The sequence below is a fragment of the Microbacterium karelineae genome (genome assembly GCF_009745985.1).
GTDB lineage: Bacteria > Actinomycetota > Actinomycetes > Actinomycetales > Microbacteriaceae > Microbacterium > Microbacterium karelineae.
Genome location: NZ_WFIX01000190.1, coordinates 573521 through 593047 on the forward strand (window position 1 = coordinate 573521; position 19527 = coordinate 593047).

15 protein-coding genes are annotated in these 19527 nt (G+C 70.3%); 14 read left to right on the forward strand and 1 reads right to left on the reverse strand.

Translation table 11 applies throughout. The features are described 5' to 3' along the window. Positions 1 to 70: 70 nt before the first annotated feature. Positions 71 to 970, forward strand: coding sequence for a methylisocitrate lyase (gene prpB, locus GB932_RS15815; RefSeq protein ID WP_156761633.1), 900 nt, complete (start codon positions 71 to 73; stop codon positions 968 to 970). A 26-nt stretch (positions 971 to 996) separates the two neighbouring features. Beyond that, positions 997 to 2124: a bifunctional 2-methylcitrate synthase/citrate synthase gene (locus GB932_RS15820; RefSeq protein WP_156761634.1), complete on the forward strand. Its 1128-nt coding sequence runs from the start codon at positions 997 to 999 to the stop codon at positions 2122 to 2124. Between the two features lie 64 nt (positions 2125 to 2188). On the opposite strand, the gene GB932_RS15825 is transcribed toward GB932_RS15820, so the two are convergent. Further along, positions 2189 to 3454, reverse strand: coding sequence for a mechanosensitive ion channel (locus tag GB932_RS15825; RefSeq protein ID WP_156761635.1), 1266 nt, complete (start codon positions 3452 to 3454; stop codon positions 2189 to 2191). Positions 3455 to 3758: 304 nt separating this feature from the next. Here GB932_RS15825 and rpsF point away from each other — a divergent pair, with 304 nt between their 5' ends. The 12 genes from rpsF to GB932_RS15885 all read left to right on the forward strand — a co-directional run bounded on the left by rpsF (position 3759) and on the right by GB932_RS15885 (position 19507). Beyond that, entirely contained in the window at positions 3759 to 4103 is a 345-nt protein-coding gene (rpsF, locus tag GB932_RS15830; RefSeq protein WP_156761797.1) for a 30S ribosomal protein S6, read from the forward strand. 10 nt (positions 4104 to 4113) lie between these two features. Then, on the forward strand, positions 4114 to 4638 hold the full coding sequence (locus tag GB932_RS15835) for a single-stranded DNA-binding protein (protein ID WP_156761636.1): 525 nt from the start codon (positions 4114 to 4116) through the stop codon (positions 4636 to 4638). 56 nt (positions 4639 to 4694) lie between these two features. After that, the gene (rpsR, locus tag GB932_RS15840; protein WP_110588148.1) at positions 4695 to 4949 is read left to right on the forward strand and encodes a 30S ribosomal protein S18; all 255 of its coding nucleotides are present in this window, start codon (positions 4695 to 4697) and stop codon (positions 4947 to 4949) included. A 9-nt stretch (positions 4950 to 4958) separates the two neighbouring features. Further along, complete coding sequence (rplI, locus tag GB932_RS15845) at positions 4959 to 5414, forward strand: 50S ribosomal protein L9 (protein ID WP_156761637.1); 456 nt, start codon at positions 4959 to 4961, stop codon at positions 5412 to 5414. 132 nt (positions 5415 to 5546) lie between these two features. Beyond that, the gene (locus GB932_RS15850; protein WP_156761638.1) at positions 5547 to 6569 is read left to right on the forward strand and encodes a LacI family DNA-binding transcriptional regulator; all 1023 of its coding nucleotides are present in this window, start codon (positions 5547 to 5549) and stop codon (positions 6567 to 6569) included. Beyond that, on the forward strand, positions 6566 to 8116 hold the full coding sequence (locus GB932_RS15855) for a sugar ABC transporter ATP-binding protein (RefSeq protein WP_306769967.1): 1551 nt from the start codon (positions 6566 to 6568) through the stop codon (positions 8114 to 8116). Before GB932_RS15850 ends, GB932_RS15855 begins: the two co-directional genes overlap by 4 nt. 156 nt (positions 8117 to 8272) lie before the next feature. Then, positions 8273 to 9265: an ABC transporter substrate-binding protein gene (locus tag GB932_RS15860; protein ID WP_156761639.1), complete on the forward strand. Its 993-nt coding sequence runs from the start codon at positions 8273 to 8275 to the stop codon at positions 9263 to 9265. A gap of 95 nt (positions 9266 to 9360) precedes the next feature. Beyond that, the gene (locus GB932_RS15865) at positions 9361 to 10923 is read left to right on the forward strand and encodes a sugar ABC transporter ATP-binding protein (RefSeq protein WP_156761640.1); all 1563 of its coding nucleotides are present in this window, start codon (positions 9361 to 9363) and stop codon (positions 10921 to 10923) included. After that, on the forward strand, positions 10920 to 11990 hold the full coding sequence (locus GB932_RS15870; RefSeq protein ID WP_156761641.1) for an ABC transporter permease: 1071 nt from the start codon (positions 10920 to 10922) through the stop codon (positions 11988 to 11990). Before GB932_RS15865 ends, GB932_RS15870 begins: the two co-directional genes overlap by 4 nt. Beyond that, entirely contained in the window at positions 11987 to 13027 is a 1041-nt protein-coding gene (locus GB932_RS15875) for an ABC transporter permease (protein ID WP_156761642.1), read from the forward strand. Before GB932_RS15870 ends, GB932_RS15875 begins: the two co-directional genes overlap by 4 nt. Before the next feature lie 116 nt (positions 13028 to 13143). Beyond that, positions 13144 to 16008 carry a LamG-like jellyroll fold domain-containing protein gene (locus tag GB932_RS15880; RefSeq protein ID WP_156761643.1) on the forward strand — a complete coding sequence of 955 codons (2865 nt, stop codon included), beginning with the start codon at positions 13144 to 13146 and terminating at the stop codon, positions 16006 to 16008. A gap of 40 nt (positions 16009 to 16048) precedes the next feature. Further along, on the forward strand, positions 16049 to 19507 hold the full coding sequence (locus GB932_RS15885) for a family 43 glycosylhydrolase (RefSeq protein ID WP_197517520.1): 3459 nt from the start codon (positions 16049 to 16051) through the stop codon (positions 19505 to 19507). The last annotated feature ends 20 nt before the right edge of the window (positions 19508 to 19527 follow it).

The window sequence follows — 19527 nt, forward strand, 5'->3', positions numbered from 1 at the left end:
CTCCGAGCAGGCGGACCGGCGGATCGACTGCGTTGTGTTGGGGGCGGTCGGCAGCGGGAGGGGCGAGCTGATGCTATACGCGCAGACTCCGGCGCACGAGAAGCGGCGCCTGTTCCGCGAGCGGCTCGCATCGGGCGAGCTGCTGCGGTTCCCCGGCGCGTTCAACCCCCTGTCGGCGCGGCTGATCGAACGGAGGGGCTTCGACGGCGTCTACATCTCGGGCGCCGTGCTGTCGGCCGATCTCGGATTGCCTGACATCGGGCTGACGACGCTGACCGAGGTCGCGGCGCGCGCCGAGCAGATCGCGCGGATGACGGAGCTGCCGGCGATCGTCGACGCCGACACGGGCTTCGGCGAGCCGATGAACGTCGCCCGCACGGTCCAGACGCTCGAGAACGCGGGCCTCGCGGGGCTGCACATCGAGGATCAGGTGAACCCCAAGCGGTGCGGCCACCTCGACGGCAAGGAGGTCGTCGACGAGCCCACGGCGCTCGGCCGGATCCGCGCCGCCGTCGACGCACGCCGCGACGAGAACTTCCTCATCATGGCGCGCACCGACATCCGCGCCGTCGCAGGGCTCGACGCGGCGATCGACCGGATCCGGAAGCTCGCAGACGCGGGCGCCGATGCGATCTTCCCGGAGGCGATGCGGGATCTCGACGAGTTCCGCGCCGTGACCGAGGCGGTCGACGTGCCCGTGCTGGCGAATATGACCGAGTTCGGCAAGAGCGAGCTGTTCACGGTGGATCAGCTGCGCGAGGCGGGGATCCGGATGGTCATCTGGCCCGTGTCTCTGCTGCGGATGGCGATGGGCGCCGCCGAGCGCGCGCTCGACACCCTCGAGGCGGAGGGGAACCTCGCCTCCCAGCTCGGGGCGATGCAGCACCGTGCCGACCTCTACGACCTCATCGACTATGAGGGCTACAGCCGCTTCGACGCGGGGATCTTCGACTTCACGATCGAGAAGTGACCACCTCTGGGCAAGGGAGCACCAGCATGACCGATGACATCAGGAAGGGCCTCGCGGGCGTCGTCGTCGACGAGACGGCGATCAGCAAGGTCAACCCCGACACGAACAGCCTCCTCTACCGCGGGTATCCTGTGCAGGAGCTCGCCGCGACGCAGCCGTTCGAGGCCATCGCGCACCTGCTCTGGCACGGCGAGCTGCCGACCGATGACGAGCTGGCGGCGTTCCGCGCCCACGAGCGGGCGCACCGCGCGCTCGCACCCGAGGTGCGGGCCGCGATCGACCTGCTCCCGACGTCCGCGCATCCGATGGACGAGGTGCGCACGGCGCTCAGCGTGATCGGCGCGCGTGACGAGACGGGATCCGGATCCGTCCTCGACGCCGCCGGATCCGTCGAGGACAACCTCGCCCGCAGCGCGCTGCTGTTCGCGCAGCTGCCCGCGATCGTCGCGTACGGACAGCGCCGGCGCCGGGGGGATCAGCTCGTCGAGCCCCGCGACGACCTCGACTACGCGGCGAACTTCCTGTGGATGACGTTCGGCGAGGAGCAGGATCCCGTCGTCGTCGACGCGTTCAACCGATCGATGATCCTGTACGCGGAGCATTCGTTCAACGCGTCGACGTTCACGGCGCGCGTCATCACGTCGACGATGAGCGACCTCTCGTCGGCGGTCGTGGGCGCGGTCGGCGCGCTGAAGGGCCCCCTGCACGGCGGCGCCAACGAGGCTGTCATGCACCTGTTCGACGAGATCGGATCCGCGGATCGCGTCGCCGCGTGGCTCGACGAGGCGCTCGCGCAGAAGCGCAAGATCATGGGCTTCGGGCACCGCGTCTACAAGAGCGGCGACTCGCGCGTGCCGACGATGAAGGCCGCGCTCGATGCGCTCGTCGCGCATTACGACCGCCCCGACGTCGCTGCGCTCTACGACGCGCTCGAGAGCGAGTTCGTCGGCCGCAAGGGCATCTACCCGAACCTCGACTACCCGTCCGGCCCCGCCTACAGCCTCATGGGCTTCGACACGGTCACCTTCACGCCCCTGTTCGTCGCCGCGCGCGTGACGGGGTGGACGGCGCACATCATGGAGCAGCAGGCGTCGAACGCGCTGATCCGGCCGCTGTCGGCGTATGTGGGCCCCGACGAGCGGCACATCGCGTAGCGTCCCGGACGCGACTCGGCCCGGTCTCCCGCGGGGAGGCCGGGCCGAGTCGTTCCGCACGTGGTCAGACCTGCGGGGGAGTCGGAGGCGCCTGCGGCGCCGAGGACTCCGCGGGCGGGGGCGGGACGTCCGCCTTCTTCGCCTGCAGCTTCTCGAGCGACTTCGCCGCCGCCTCGCGGCCGCCGAGGCCGTAGGCGAGAGCCGCGGCCAGCGCGCCGCCGACGACGACGGCGCCGAACGCGAGCGTGATGATCTCGTCGGCGATGCCCATGTAGCTCAGGCCCATCGCCGTGAACAGCGCGATCGTCGCCCACTTGAGCACGTTCGCGACGGTCGAGGATCCGACGAGCTTCGCAATTAGGTTCGCGATGAGGAAGCCCGCGGCGACGATCGCGCCGCCGAAGACGACCTTGCCGCCGAGCTCGAGAACCTCGTTGAGGATGTTCGTCACCTCGGGGAAGCCGAGAGCGCGGGTCGCCATGATCGCGAAGAACACCATGATCGCGACCTGCACGATCCGCGTGATGACCTTCGAGGCGCTCGCACCCTGCGGGAGGATCTCGAGCTTCTCGACCGAGCGGTCGACGCCGAGGCCCGAGAGCGTCGACTCGAGCAGCCCGCCGAGGAACGACGAGATCAGGTAGCCGAGGCCGAGGATCAGCGCGGCCGTGATGATGGCAGGCAGGGCCGCGAGGAACATGCCGAGCATCTGCTCGGCGGGCTCGGAGATGGCCGAGATGCCGAGGATCTGCAGGGCCGCGATCGCGACGACGACGAGGATCACGGCGAACACGAGGTTGCCGATGATGCTCGGGATCTTCGACGGGGCGGCGGGGGGCTCGGCGCTCGCATGCTTCGCCGAGGCGCGCTCGCCCGTCGCCTCGCCGACGACGGTGCTCGCGCCGGACCTGGCCTTCTCTGTGAGCTTCGAGAAGTTCACGGTGCCGAGGGCGGTCTCGATGAGCTGGCGGACGATCTTCGCGAGCACGAAGCCGATCACGAAGACGAACGCCGCTCCGATGAGGTTCGGCAGGAAGCCGAGGATCCCGTCGAGCAGGCTCTGGATCGGTGCGAGCACCTGTGTGAGGGCGAACAGCTGGAGGACGGCCATGAGGCCGAAGAGCCAGATGAGGAGCGACGCGATCGAGCCGATCGAGTCGCCGACGGCCTTGCCGTCATTGCCTTGGCGCTGGAGGAAGCCGACGCGTGCGACGAGCTTCTTGATCGCCCACCGGACGATGCTGGCGATGATCCATGTCACCGCGATGATGACGACTGCGAGGACGACCTTGCCGAGGATGCCCACCCAGTCGATGTCTGCGAAATTCACGATCGACTCCTTACTCGGTTCGACGGTGCGTCGCGCTGCGACGCTCGTGCACGGCTGAACATAGCGAAATCGCGGTATCCGCCATAGGGGGGTCGCTCGCACTTCTGATCACCGGGGTGAGGCGCGGGCACCCGGGGTCGCGAGGGGGTCTCCGATCCGCTAGACTGTTCAGGTTGTCCGTCGTGCCTCCGATCTGGAGCGCATCGCGGGCGACGTGCAGCACACCCTCCTGGTGTCGGGAAATGCCCGGCACCCGTTCGAGTCCGAAGGAGGTGGGACAGTGACGCACACGCACCAGTACGAGATGATGGTGATCATCCAGCCTGAGGTGGACGAGCGCCAGGTTCCCGCGTACCTCGACAAGTACCTCAAGGTCATCACCGATGCCCAGGGAACGATCGAGAACGTGGACATCTGGGGCAAGCGCAAGTTCTCCTACGAGATCCAGAAGAAGAACGAGGGCATCTACGCCGTCGTCGACTTCACCGGGACCAGCGAGGCCACGCAGGAGCTCGACCGTCAGCTCGGTCTCGCCGAAGACGTGATCCGCACCAAGATCCTCCGCGCGGAGGAGGCCATCGCGATGGTCGCGTCCGAGGCCAAGCGGGCCGAGGCGAAGGCCGCGCGCAAGTCGGCGGCGAAGGCCTGAGGCTGATCGCATGGCAGGCGAAACCGTCATCACCGTCGTGGGCAACCTGACGGCCGACCCCGAGCTGCGCTACACGCAGAGCGGTGTGCCGGTCGCGAACTTCACGATCGCGTCGACTCCGCGCACGTTCGACCGACAGGCGAACGAGTGGAAGGACGGCGAAGCCCTGTTCCTGCGAGCCAGTGTCTGGCGCGACTTCGCCGAGCACGTCGCGGGTTCGCTCACGAAGGGCATGCGCGTCATCGCGCAGGGCAACCTCCGTCAGCGCAACTACGAGACGCGCGAGGGCGAGCGCCGCACGTCGATCGAGCTGGATGTCCAGGAGATCGGCCCGTCGCTGCGGTACGCGACCGCTCAGGTCACCCGCGCTGCCGGAGGCGGAAACTACGGTCGGGGCGGCGGAAACGCGCCCGGCCAGGTCTCCGGCGGTCAGCAGGCCCCGCAGGCGAACGGCGAGCCCTGGGCGACGCCCGGCTCGGCGGGCGGCGACGCGTGGAGCACCCCGGGCTCGTTCTCGGACGACACCCCGTTCTAGATCTCAGTTCTCGATCGCAGATCGAGATTTCTGCTTTATTTTCGTAAGGACCCACAATGGCTGGAAAGTCGAGCGGCGATCGCCGCAAGCCGCGCAAGGGCGGCAAGAACGCCGCCCCCGCGAAGCACATCCGGGTCGGCGTCATCGATTACAAGGATGTCGCGACCCTTCGCAAGTTCATCTCGGAGCGCGGCAAGATCCGCGCCCGTCGTATCACCGGTGTGTCGGTGCAGGAGCAGCGCCTCATCGCTCGCGCGATCAAGAACGCGCGTGAGATGGCACTCCTCCCGTACGCGGGCGCCGGGCGCTAAGGAGAACCCATGTCGAAGCTGATTCTCACTCATGAGGTCGACGGCCTGGGCAGCGCCGGAGACGTGATCGAGGTCAAGGACGGGTACGCCCGCAACTACCTCATCCCCCAGGGTTTCGCCGTGGCGTGGACCCGTGGCGGCCAGAAGCAGGTCGACCAGATCCGCGCCGCCCGCAAGGCGCGCGCGATCGCGACCCACGAGGAGGCCGAGGTTCTCAAGCAGAAGCTCGAGCAGGCTCGTGTCCGCGTGTCGGTCAAGGCCGGCGCCGAGGGGCGTCTGTTCGGCTCGGTCAAGCCCGCTGATGTGGTGTCCGCCGTGTCGGCCGCGGGTCTCGGCGAGCTCGACAAGCGCCGCGTCACCCTCCCCGCGCCGATCAAGGCCGTGGGCGACCACGAGGCGCTCGTCCGCCTGCACGACGACGTGAGCGCCGTCATCAACCTGCAGGTTGTGGCGCTCAAGAAGTAGCGACCTCCGCGTCTGAGAACCGGCGTCGCTCCCCTCGGGGAGCGGCGCCGGTTCCGCGTCGGACGAGGGATTCGGGCGCGCGCGTGCGGGATATGCTGACGGGCGACGATGGCGCGGGATGAGAGGGGCGAGGTGTCGGACACCGGAACGGCGAAGCCGAACATCCGCCAGGTGGCGGCGATCGCCGGCGTCTCCCACATGACGGTGTCGCGCGTGCTCAACGACTACCCGCACATCAAGGAGGCCACGCGCCGTCGCGTGCTCGACGTCATCGAGGAGATGGGGTACCGGCCGAACATGGCCGCGCGTGCGCTCGCGACGCAGCGGACGCAGCGCATCGGCGTGCTCGTCGAGAGCGCCGTCGAATTCGGGCCGACGAGCACCCTGCGCGCCGTCGAGGCCGCCGCGCGCGGCGCGGGATACGCCGTCAGCTCGATCGCCGTCGGTGACGAGGACGAGATCAGCCCGCAGGACGCCGTCGACAACCTCACCGCCCAGGGGGTCGACGCCCTCTGCGTCGTCGCCCCGCGGTCGTCGTCGATCGCGGCCCTGCGGAAGATCTCGATCAGCGTCCCAGTTCTCGTCGTGAAGCCCGACGACGACCCGACCTTCCTCACCGTCTCGGTCGACCAGCACGGCGGCACGGTGCTCGCCGTCGACCACCTCGTGTCGCTGGGCCACCGCGACATCCTGCACCTGTCGGGGCCGCTCGACTGGCTCGACGCCCGCGCGCGCGAGCGCGCGTTCCACGCGCGGGCGAAGGAGTGGGGGATCCGGCAGCGCCCGATCGTCGTGGGCGACTGGTCTGCCGACTTCGCATACGACTTCGCGCGCGGCCTGCGCGAGCTGCCCGAGTACACGGCCATCTTCGTCGGCAACGACTCGATGGCCGTCGGCCTCATGCACGGCCTGCACGATCGAGGCTTCTCGGTGCCGGGCGACATCAGCGTGGTCGGCTTCGACGACGTGCCGCTCGCGCGCCACGTCATCCCACCGCTGACGACCGTGCGGCAGAACTTCCACGCGCTCGGCGCCTCGGTCGTCGACATCCTCCGGGCCGCGATCGAGAGGCGCGACATCCCCCAGGTCACACGGATCCCCGCCGAGCTGTGCGCGCGCGCGTCGAGCGCCGCGCCGCGCGAGGGCAGGGCGTGAGCGCGGTGAAGCCGGCCGTCGAGATGTCGGGCATCACGGTCGAGTTCGCGGGTGTGCGGGCCCTCGACGAGGTCGACCTCACACTCTTCCCCGGTGAGGTGCACGCGCTCATGGGCGAGAACGGGGCGGGCAAGTCGACCCTCATCGGCGCCCTCACGGGGCGCCACCCCATCCGATCGGGTGTCGTCCGCATCGACGGCGCGGAGCGCTCGCCTTCGGGCATCGCCGACAGCCGCGCGGCGGGGATCGCGACGGTGTTCCAGGAGACGCACCTCAGCCCGAGCCTCACGGTCGCCGAGAACGTCATGCTGGGGAGCGAGATCCGCGGCCGCTTCGGCATCGACTGGACCGCGAATCGCGGCCGCGCGTCGGAGGTGCTCGCGCAGCTCGGCCTGCCCGACCTCGACCCGCGCGCCCGGCTGTCATCGTTGTCGCCGGCGGTCGCACAGCTCGTCGCGGTCGCCCGCGCGCTCGTCCTCGAGCCGCGCGTGCTCATCCTCGACGAGCCGACGTCGAGCCTCGACGTCGCCGAGGCGCGCACCTTGCTGCGGGTCGTGCGTCGACTCCGCGACGCCGGCACCGCGATCCTGTTCGTCTCTCATTTCCTCGAGCACGTCTTCGCCGTCGCCGACCGGCTGACGGTGCTGCGGGCGGGCCGCGTCGTCGCAGAATACGCGGCGGAGGACGTCGAGCGCGCCGAGCTGATCTCGCAGATGATCGGCGAGGACATCGACGCGCTCCGCGAGCTGCGCTCGCAGCGGCTCGCACACCACTACGCGCCGGGTGGTCCCGCGACGCTGCGCGCGGATCATCTCGGGCGACGCGGCGTGCTCGATCCGACGGACCTCGAGCTCTCGCGCGGCGAGGTCGTCGGCCTCGCCGGGCTGCGGGGATCCGGGCGCACCGAGCTGGCGCGCCTCGTCGGCGGCGCCGACCGCGCCGACAGCGGTGAGCTGTGGCTCGACGGATCCCGCGTCAGCCTGCGCAGCCCGGGCGCGGCGCTGCGGCATCGCGTGGCGCTGTCGACCGAGAACCTCCGTGAGGAGGGGGTCATCGGCGGCCTCACGGCCCGCGAGAACATCGTGCTCGCGCTGCAGGCGATGCGCGGGTGGTCGCGCCCGCTCTCGCGTGGCGAGCAGGACGCGCTGATCGACACCTACCTCGACGCGCTGCACCTGGCGCCCGAAGACCTCGACCGCCCCACCTCGACGCTGTCCGGGGGGACGCAGCAGAAGGTGCTGCTGGCCCGGCTGCTCGCGACCCGGCCCCACGTGCTGATCCTCGACGAGCCCACGCGCGGCATCGACATCGGTGCGAAGGTCGACATCCAGCGCCGTATCGCGAAGCTCGCGGGCGAGGGTGTCGCCGTCGTGTTCATCTCGTCGGAGCTCGAGGAGGTCGTGCGCCTCAGCGACCGGATCGTCGTGCTGAAGGATCGCGAGAAGATCGGCGAGCTGAGCAATGGACCGGGAGTCACGGTCGACACGATCGTCGAGATGATCGCCGCGGACCTCGCGGGCGAGGGTCTCGGCGACGTCGACGAGTAGACACGCGGCGGATCTTCGTTCGGGGCTTGTGCGGAAGAAATTGTTCCCGGTAACATTCCTGGAGCGACGCACCTGTCGTCACAGCAATCGACATCGGATCCACGACGGATCCGCTGAACCGGGCGGTCCCGAGCCCGGATTCTCGAGGAGGAGAACATGTCCGCACGTACGCGCATCTTCCAGGTGGCCGGAGTGGCCGCCGTCGGCGCACTGTCCCTCGGCCTCGCCTCGTGCTCCGGCGGCGCCGCCGGCAGCGGGGGCGACGGTGACCTGACCACGGTCGGCTTCGTCGCGGTCGGCCCGGAGGGCGACTGGCGCGCCGCCAACGAGCAGAACATCCAGGACACCTTCACGGAGGACGCCGGATACGAGCTCAAGTACGCGCCCGCCGCCAACCTCGACCAGAAGTCGCAGATCGACGCGTTCACGTCGTTCGTCGACGAGGGCGTCGACGTCATCCTGCTGTCCGCGACGGAGGGCTCGGGCTGGGAGGACTCGCTCGAGCGCGCGCAGGAGGCCGAGATCCCTGTCATCCTCATCGACCGCGGCATCGAGCCCGACGACACCGACCTCTACGTCACGCGCATCGCGCCCGACAACCCCCAGGTCGCGGCGGGCGTCGCCGAGTGGGCCGCGGGCGAGTTCCCCGACGGCGCGAAGTACTTCGTGCTCGAGGGCCCCGCCGGCGTCTCGGTCGTCAACGAGCGCAACGAGGGCTGGGATTCGGTCATCGGCGACGATTCGAGCTTCGAGAAGCTCGGCGCGCAGACGGCCAACTGGTCGACCGAAGAGGGCAAGAGCGTCTTCGAGACCGTGCTCAAGTCGAACGGCAACGACGTCCAGCTGCTGTTCGCGCAGAACGACGAGATGGGTCTCGGCGCGATCCAGGCCGTCGAAGAGGCGGGCCTCACCCCCGGCGAGGACGTCAAGATCGCGACGATCGACGGCACGAAGGGCGCCATGGAGGCGCTCGCGGCCGGCGAGCTGAGCTTCGTCGCCGAGTACAACCCGCTGTTCGGCGAGACCGCGCTGGACGCCGTCGAGAAGGCGCTCGAGGGCGAGGACGTCGAGCCGTACATCATCGTCCCGAGCGAGACGTTCGACTCGCCCGAGGCGGCCGAGGCCGCGCTGCCCGACCGCCAGTACTGATCCTCGGATCCGACCCTCACGGTGCGGGGCCGCTCGGCCCCGCACCCCCGAACGCTCTGCGGCGTGCGCCGCGGACACCTGATGTGGAGCAGGCGATGACCAGGTCCAGGCCGATCGTCGAGATGTCCGGCATCTCGATCACCTTCCCCGGAGTCAAGGCGCTCGATCGCGTCGACTTCCGTCTCTTCCCGGGCGAGGTCCACACCCTCATGGGCGAGAACGGCGCCGGCAAGTCGACGACGATCAAGGCCCTCACGGGGGTCTACCGCATCGACGAGGGCGAGATCCGCATCGACGGCGAGGTGCGCCGCCTCGGCGGCACCGCCGACGCGCAGGCGGCGGGCATCTCGACCGTGTATCAGGAGGTCAACCTCTGCACGAACCTCACGATCGGCGAGAACGTGATGCTCGGGCAGGAGGTGCGCGGCCCGCTCGGCATCAACTGGCGCGCGACCCACCGCGCGGCCCGCGCCGCGCTCGAGAAGCTCGGGCTCGGGCACCTCGACCCGCGCAGCCCCCTCTCGACCCTGCCGCTCGCACTGCAGCAGCTCGTCGCGATCAGCCGCTCCGTCGTCGCCGAGTGCAAGGTGCTCATCCTCGACGAGCCGACCTCGAGCCTCGACGCGGCCGAGGTCGAGCAGCTGTTCGGCGTCATCCGCCGGCTGCGCGACGAGGGCGTCGCGATCCTCTTCGTGTCGCACTTCCTCGACCAGGTCTATGCCATCAGCGATCGCCTCACGGTGCTGCGCAACGGGATGTTCATCGGCGAGCACATGACGCGTGACATCTCGCGGGCCGACCTCATCTCCCAGATGATCGGCAAGGACTCGGCCGCGCTCACCGTCGTCGGCGCGGCCGGAGCCCGTCGCGAGCGCGCGGAGGCGGATCCCGTGTACTCCGCACGCGGAATGGGACGGAAGGGCGCCCTCGACGAGGTCGACATCGACCTGCACCGCGGCGAGGTCGTCGGGCTCGCGGGCCTGCTCGGATCCGGGCGCACGGAGCTCGCTCGCCTCGTATACGGGGCGGACAGGCCCGACACCGGCACCGTGACGCTGCGCGGGGAGAAGGCCGAGATCGGCGCACCCGCCGCGGCGCTCGCGCACGGCATCGCCTTCTCGAGCGAGAACCGCCGCGACGAGGGGATCATCCGCGACCTCAGCGTGCGCGAGAACATCATCCTCGCCGTCCAGGCCAAGCGCGGCTGGGCGCGCCCGCTCCCGCGCCGCGAGCAGGACGAGATCGTGCAGAGGTACATCACGGCGCTGGGCGTGCGGCCCGCAGATCCCGAGCGCGCGATCGGCAACCTGTCCGGCGGCAATCAGCAGAAGGTGCTCCTCGGGCGCTGGCTCGCGACACAGCCCGACATCCTCATCCTCGACGAGCCGACGCGCGGCATCGACGTCGGGGCGAAGGCCGAGATCCAGGAGTACGTGGCGCAGCTCGCCGACGACGGCGTCTCGGTCGTGTTCATCTCGTCCGAGCTCGAGGAGGTCGTGCGGCTCAGCGACCGCATCGTCGTCATGAAGGACCACCGCAAGATCGCCGAGATCGACGGCGGCGGAGACGTCTCGGCCGACGAGATCATCCGGATCATCGCCGAGGATCCATCCACCGCCGACGCGCGCGAGCGCGCACACGAGGAGGTCGCGTCGTGAACGACAGCGCCCACGGTCCGCTCGCGATCCTGAAGGGGATCGCGCGGCACCAGTACGTCTGGGGCATCGCGGCGATCGTGCTGCTGCTCGTCGTCAACCTCGTCAACGATCCGGGCTACCTCGCGATCTCGATCAGCGCGCGCGGCGACCTCGTCGGCAACTCGATCGACATCCTCCGCGCCGCGGCCCCGATCATGATGATCGCGGTCGGCATGTGCCTCGTCGTCGCGACGAAGGGCATCGACCTGTCGGTGGGATCCGTCATGGTCGTCGCGGGCGCCGTCTCGATGGAGTTCCTCTCCGCGGCGGGCGCCCCCGACTCGGTCGGCGCCATGTTCGGCGCGCTCGGGCTCGTCGTCCTCGTGAGCGGCGCGCTCGGGGCGATCAACGCGACCCTCGTCTCGGTCATCGGCCTGCAGCCGTTCATCAGCACGCTCGTCCTGATGCTCGCCGGGCGCGGGCTCGCGAAGGTGATCACGGGCGGCCAGAACACCTCGGCGCAGAACGAGGCGATGTCGTGGATCGCAAACGGCCGCGTACTCGGCTTCCCCGTCATCTTCATCATCGCGCTCGCGATCGTGATCCTCGTCGGCCTCCTGGTGCGCCGCAGCGCGCTCGGTCTCATGCTCGAGGCGATCGGCATGGACGCGCAGGCCGCGCGGCTCGCGGGCGTGAACCGCCGCGCGCTGCTCTTCACCGTGTACATCCTCAGCGGCGTGCTCGCCGGCATCGCGGGTGTCTTCGCGACGTCGACGGTCATGACGGTCGACGTGTCTCGCACCGGCTACCAGCTCGAGCTCGACGCGATCCTCGCCGTCGTCATCGGCGGCACGTCGCTCGCGGGCGGCAAGTTCAACATCACGGGCGCGACGATCGGCGCGCTCCTCATCGCGACGCTCGACAAGACCGTCGTCTACCTCGGCGTCGACTCGGCGGCCACCCCGGCCTTCAAGGCCGTCATCATCGTCGCGCTCGTCCTGCTGCAGTCCGAGCGGGTGCGCGGCGCGTTCCGCAGGCGGCGTATCACGCGGCCCCAGCCCGAGAAGAAGGAGGAGGTCGCCGCATGAGCTCGCTCACCGCGCCCCCCGCGACGCCCGAGACGCCGAGCGGCCCCCGCTCGATCGCGAAGCGGCTCTCGCTCCACCTCGACGCGCTCCCGACGGTCGCCTCGATCGTCATCTTCGTCGCCATGATCGTCTTCGGTGAGCTCGCCTACGGTCGCATCCTGCAGTTCAACACGATGTCGAACCTGCTCATCAACAACGCGCACCTCGTGATCCTCGCCGTCGCGCTCACCTTCGTGATCCTCACGGGCGGCATCGACCTCTCCGTCGGCGCGATCATCGCATTCAGCAGCGTCTCCGGGGTGATGCTGATCAACGCCGGGTGGAACCCGTGGCTCGTCGTGGTCCTGATGATCCTCATGGGATCCGCGTTCGGCGCGATATCCGGGGTGCTCGTGCAGTACTTCGGGGTGCAGCCGTTCATCGCGACGCTCGCGATGATGTTCCTCGGGCGCGGGCTCGCGTCGATCCTCAGCACCGTCCCCGAGCGCGTCGCGGAGGGCTCGCAGCTGATGCTGCTCGGCGAGAAGATCAAGCTCGTCGACGGCCCCAAGGTCAATGACGTCGTCATCACGCCCGGCGTGATCATCGCGGTCGTCGTCGTGATCGCGGCGTTCCTCGTGCTGCACCGCACCCGGATGGGACGCACGGTCTACGCGATCGGCGGATCCGAGCACTCGGCCGCGCTCATGGGCCTCCCCGTCGCGGCGACCAAGCTGTGGGTGTACATCATCAGCGGCAGCCTCTCCGGCCTCGCGGCGGTCGTGTACACGGCCCGTCTCGGCAGCGCGCAGAACATCACGGGCATCGGCTGGGAGCTCGACGCGATCGCGGCGGCCGTCATCGGCGGCACCCTTCTCACGGGCGGCGCGGGCTTCGTGCTCGGATCCGTCGTGGGCGCCCTCGTCCTCGGCCTCATGATCGTGCTCATCACGCGCGATGGCGGCGTGCCGCCCGAGGCCACCACCATCATCACGGGCGGGATCCTGCTCGTGTTCGTGCTCCTGCAGCGGGCCGTCACCGCCCGCCGACGGGAGTAGCGCGAATCCGCACGTCTCCGTCACGTCCGTCGCGAATCGCAGCGGACTCGCCGAAGACTTGTGGATTCGCCGGGCGCGCCGCGCCCCACACCGATCTCAACGATGAGAGGAACGCAGTGAAGAAGAATCTCCGTCCCGCCGCGCTCGGCCTCGCGGCCGCGATGGGCCTCGGCGCCGTCGTGGCCCCCGCGGCCGCCGCCGAGCTGCCGGATCCGATCGCGCACTTCGATTTCGACGAGGCGCCTGCGGGTGGGGTGTTCACCTCGGGCGACGCGATCGCGACGGTGAACGGCACCGCTTCCCTCGTGGACTCCCGGGACGGGCGCGGAACCGCGGCCGAGCTCGGCAGCGGCTTCTGGCTCGACGTCACCGATGCCGGCGGCGGCCCGCTCCTCGCCGGCCTCGACCAGGCGACCATCTCCTACGACTCGCGTCCGGCGGCATCGGGGAACACCGGCTGGACCGTGTTCGCCGCGGCTTCCGCGGACGCCCCCGTGTACCAGCAGGAGCAGTACCTCGGCATCCTCGACACCGCCGACGGCCTCACCGTCGAGCGCTACGACAACGCCGGTTCGCGCGACACATCGGGCAACCTCGCCGCGCCCGGCACGACGGGCGAATGGCGTCACGTCGACCTCGTGCTCGACGGCACGAGCGCGAAGCTCTACGTGGATCAGCGGCTCGTCGACACCACGACCTCGGGGCCGACGCTCACCGAGATGCTCGGCGACGGCGGGGTGCTCCAGCTCGGGAAGGCGAACTGGGGCGGCGGCGAGCACTTCACCGGACTCCTCGACGACGTCACGATCTATGCCGAGGCGCTCACCTCGACGCAGCTCGGGCTCCCCGCTCCGGAGTCGGTCGCGGTCGCCGGATCCGACGTGGCCGACGGTGCCGTCCAGATGTGGGCGGGCGAGAGCACCGCCCTCACCGCGTCGGTGTCGCCGGAGGGCGCCGAGAGCGCTGTCACGTGGACGAGCGCCGATGATCTGGTGGCGACGGTCTCAGGCGGCACGGTGACCGCCGTCGGCCCGGGGACGACCACCATCACCGCGTCGGCGGACGGAGATCCGAGTGTGACAGGGGAGGTCGAGGTCGTGGTGACCGAGGTGACGGACGAACAGCGGGCACAGCGCGACGCCGACGGGCTCGCGACCCCGATCCTCGACGACATCCGCGGCGACTTCTCGCTGCCGATCGTCGGCGCGTACGGATCCGCCATCTCCTGGGAGGTGGTCTCCGGAGGGGCGCACGCGGCGATCGCCGATGGTGTGAACGACACCAGCGTCTCGGTGGACGTGACCCGCCCCGCCGCCGGTGAGGACGCGGTGCCGGCGGAGCTCGTCGCGACCGTCGTCGCGGGGGATGCGGCGCTGACGCGCGCGTTCACCGCCTGGGTGCAGCCGATGCCCGCCGACGAAGGGGAGGACGAGGCGTATGTCTGGGCCTTCTTCACGGGCGAGGGCGTCGGCGGCGAGAAGATCAGCCTCGCCGCTTCGAAGGGCGACGACGCGCTCGACTGGAACACGCTGAACGACGGCGAGCCGCTGTTCACCTCCACGCTCGGCGAGGAGGGGCTGCGCGACCCGTTCATCCTGCGCTCGCCCGACGGCGACACGTTCTACATGATCGCCACCGACCTGAAGATCGACGGTCGCACGGGCGGCTTCATGGGCGCGCAGACCCACGGATCGCTCGCCGTCGAGGTGTGGGAGTCGACCGACCTCGTGAACTGGTCGGACCAGCGCCACATTCAGGTCAGCTCGGAGCACGCGGGCAACACGTGGGCCCCAGAGGCGTTCTGGGACGAGGAGCGAGACGCCTTCGTCATGTACTGGGCATCGAACCTGTACGACACGACGGACGTCGCCGACCGGACATCGCCCACCTACAACCGGATGATGTACGCCACGACGAAGGACTTCGTCAGCTTCTCCGAGCCGCAGGTCTGGATCGACGTGGACCGCCGCGGGCAGGCGGGCTCCGGATCGATCGACGTCAGCGTCGCCCAGCACGACGGCGACTACTACCGCGTCTACAAGGACGAGAACGACATGTCGCTGCGCCAGGAGCGCTCGGCCGACCTGCTCGCCGCCGTCGAGGGCGGCTACCCCGCGACGAGCGGCGCGGCCGACGAGTGGGTCGAGCTCGGCACGCACCTCGGGGCGGGCCAGCCCAACGGCTACGGCGGCACCTTCGCCGAGGGGGAGGGCCCGTCGCTCTTCCCCGCCAACTCGGGCGACGTGAACGGCTACCAGTACTACCTGTTCGCCGATCAGCCCGGCTACCACGGCGGCCCGAACCACTACGTGCCGATGGCGACGCACGACATCACCGACGCCTCCGCGTGGCGGGTCATCGGCGACGAGATGCCGGAGTCGCAGTTCCCGCAGAACATCGACGGCGGCATGCCCCGCCACGGCACGATCGTGCCCGTCACGCGCGAGCAGTACGAGCGCGTGCTGGCGGCCTACGCCCCGGGCCTCGCGGTCGCCGCGGTCGATGCGGTCGACGTCGCGACGTCGGCCGGGATCGCGCCGGTGATGCCGGAGACCGCGCGCCTCGTGAAGGCGAACGGCGACGTCGAGGACGCGCCGGTCGTCTGGGACGCGGTGCCGGAGGCGGCGTACGCCGAGGCCGGCGTGTTCACGGTCGCCGGCACGGCACAGGACGCCTCGCGGGCGCCCGTCGAGGCGACCGTGATGGTCGTCGACGGCGCGGGGGTCTCCGCCTCGGCCGCCACGCGGTGTATCGCCGGCACGGCATACGTCGTCGCGAAGGTCGCGAACGACTCCGCGGATCCGATCGACGCCGAGATCTCGACGGAGTTCGGATCGCGCACGGCATCAGGCCTCGAGCCGGGCGCGAGCGCCTCGGCGACCTTCTCGGCTCGCGCGGCGGAGATCCCCGCCGGCGCCATCGACGTCACGGCAGGCGACGCCGTCGCCGGCGCGAGCTATGAGGCGGCGAACTGTGGCTGACACCCGACGCCTCCCCGCTCGAACGACAACGAAGGACACCATGAAACCGCTGTCTCCACGTCGCGCCGCCACCGCCACCGCCGTCGCCGTCGCCGGCGCGATGATCCTCGGCCCCGCGGCGGTCGCACAGGCCGACGTCCCCGCGGGCGGCCTGGTCGCCGAGTACCTGTTCGCACAGGACTCGGGGGCGGAGGTGCCTAACACCGCCCCCGGATCCACGCTCGGCGCGGCCGTCGTGAACGAATCCGACGACGCCGACTGGACGGGAACGGCCCTCGCGCTGCGCGGGGGAGCCAAGGACTCCGGCGGCAACTGGGTCGAGCTGCCGGATGACATCCTCGCCGGCGCGGAGCAGGCGACCGTAGTCGCCGAGGTGAAGGCCTCCCAGGCGATGCTCGACGGCTACCACTTCCTCTGGAACATCGGCAGCGAGTCGTCGGCCACCGAGTACTTCTTCGCGACGCTCAACTGCGCGAACGGGCGCGCCCCGCTCGTCGGCATCAAGTCGGGCGGCGCAGAGAACCTCGTGCAGTCGTCGTCCTGCGGTGTCACGGCCGATCGCTGGGTGAACGTGGCGTCGGTCGTCGACGCCGACGGATCCGCAGCGCTCTACATCGACGGCGCGCTCGCCGCCGAGGGCTCGGTCGGGTTCGCACCCGGCGACGTCGTGGACCAGTCGGTGAACACGATCGGCCGATCGCCGTGGCCGGACCCCCTGTTCGAGGGGGCCGTCTCCGCGTTCCGCGTCTACGACCGCGCGCTCGGCGCGGACGAGGTCGCGGCGCTCAGCGCCGACGACGCCGAGCGAAACCACGCCGAGATCCTCGCCGAGGCGCAGTCCGCGCTCGACGGGCTCGACGAGGTGCCGTCGACCGTCGACGATGACTACCTCGCGCTGCCCTCGGCGGGCGGCGAGCTCAGCTGGGCGAGCAGCGACGAATCGGTCATCGCGGCGGACGGACGCGTGACGCAGCCCGAGCAGGGATCCGATCCCGTGACGGTCACGCTCACGGCGACGGCCGTGATCCGCGGGATCGCGGCCACGGCCGACTTCGACGTCGAGGTGCTCCCCTCGACCGCGACCGCAGAGCAGCGCGCGGCGCAGGCGGCGGAGCGCTACGCGGTGCCGTCCGTGGTGGCCGACGGCGCAGCGCTGCCGGAGGCGCCCGACGGCCTCACGGTGACGCCCATCGAGGCGACGGGCGTCGTGCTCGACGGCGGCGCCCTGACGCTGGACGGCGGCGAGGCGGCCGACGCGACCGTGACGGTCGAGATCGCCCGCGAGAGCGCGCCGGACGTCACGGTCGCGAAGACGTTCGACGTCACGGTCCTTCCCGGCGACGAGGCCGCACGGCTGGTGGCATACCACCGCACGCCGACGAGCGAGCAGGAGGCGAACAACGCCGACATCGCCCTCAGCATGCACCTCGCGCTCTCCTCCGGAGACGAGTGGACGCCGTTGAACGAGAACTACGGCATCTTCTTCCCGAAGACATCCGCGCCGCTCCCCGCGTCCGGACCGAGCTCGGCGCTGATCCGCAGCCTGACGGATCCGGCCGTGTTCGCGATGTCCGACGGCGGCTACGGCATCGTCGCGACGCGCGTCGCGCGCGGCGGCGGGCACGACGGCACGCAGGCGGACTCCGTGCTGGTGGCGACCTCGGAGGACCTCCGCAGCTACGACGAGGTCGGGATGCTCCGGCTCGACGAGGCCGGCGGCGTGAACGAGCCGACCGCGGTCTACGACTCGGCAGACGACGTCTACCGCGTCTCGTGGACGACCGACTCGGGCGCCGAGCGTCACCAGTCGTTCGCCGACCTCGCGGCGGCCGTCGAGCAGGACGAGCAGGGGCAGTCGGCCAGCGGTCGCGTCACCGGCACGGACGCCGCGGTCGAGACGGGCATCGATGACCTCGCCGCCGGCGTCGAGCTGACGGTGCCGCAGGGCATCGCGGACGGCCTGGTGCAGCGCTTCGGTCGCGTCTCGAACACGGGATACGCGCCCTTCGATGACGTCTCGGTCGAGGCGGGATCCGAGATCGACGCCGCGTCGCTGCCCGCGTCGGTCGCCCTCGACTACTCCGACGGCTCGACGCGCGAGCTGCCGCTCGGAGAGTGGGACCTCGCGGGCGTGGACACGTCGACGTCGGGCACCTACGAGGCCGCGGCGACCGTGAAGCGGGCCGACTACCCGACTCCGTTCGCCGACGAGCGGGCCGATCCGTCGGCCTACAGATACGACGTGGGTGGGGAGACGCGCTACCTCATGGTCGCGACGAACGACCCGAACCTCGACGTGGTGAACCAGCGCGGGGCGGCGTTCCTGCCGATCCGCTCGGCGGACACGCTCGCGGGCCTCGCCGACGATGCGGACCCGACCGAGGTGCACCTGCTCGACCGGGGCGACGTCGACGCGCACGGCGGCGTGATGACCGGCTGCTTCTGGGCGCCGGAGCTGCACGAGATCGACGGCCGGCTGTCGATCCTCTTCATGCCCTGCTACGGCGAATCGCCGGACTACATGAACGGGCGCGCGTCGATCATGCAGCTCGCGCAGGACGCGAACGGCGACGACCTCGACCCGATGGATCCGGACAACTGGTCGACGCCCGAGCACGTGACGCGCGCCGACGGATCCGACCTGAACGCCGTCAGCGGCATCTCGCTCGACATGACCTTCTTCACGGACGCCGACGGCCAGGCGTACTACGCGTGGCAGCAGGTCTGCGCGACGTGGATCGCGACGGTCGACCCGACCGATCCCACGCGGGTGACGAGCGAGCCCGTCATGATCGTCGAGCCGGAGTACGCGTGGGACAACGTCTGCGCGGAGGGGCCGAACGTGCACACGCGCGACGGCGAACTGCTCCTCATCTACTCCGGGTCGAGCGTCGGCAACACGTACACGACCGGCCTCGCGACCGCGGCCGCCGGCGGCACGGACCTCACGGACCCGGGGTCGTGGCAGAAGCTGAACTATCCGCTCCAGAAGTCGGGTCTGTACGACGGCGAGTGGCAGCTCGGCACGGGCCACGGCATGTGGTCGGAGGACGAGGACGGCAATCTGATCTACGTCTTCCACGCGCGAACCGACCACAACGGGCTCACGGGTCGCGACATGTTCGTCCGCCGCGTGCACTTCGACGCGGAGGGCATGCCCGTGATGGACATGGAGCGGGACGAGGAGCTCGCGGACGAGACCGTGCGACTGACCGTGACGGTCGTCGGATCCGGTGCGGACGTCTCCGCGGAGGCCTCGACCCGCTGTATCGCCGGATCGGCATATGTCGTCGTCGCGGCGACGAACGACGGAGAGGGTCCGGCCGACATCGAGATCGCGACACCGTATGGCGCGCGGACGCTCGCGGGCGTCGACCCGGGCGAGCGCGGATCCGTCGCGATCTCGTCGCGTCAGCCGGCGATCGACGGCGGCGCGGTGACCGTGACCGCCGACGGCGCCCCTGTCGAGGCCGCCTACGACGCCGTCACGTGCGGCTGATGGGCTGATCAGTCCCCGCC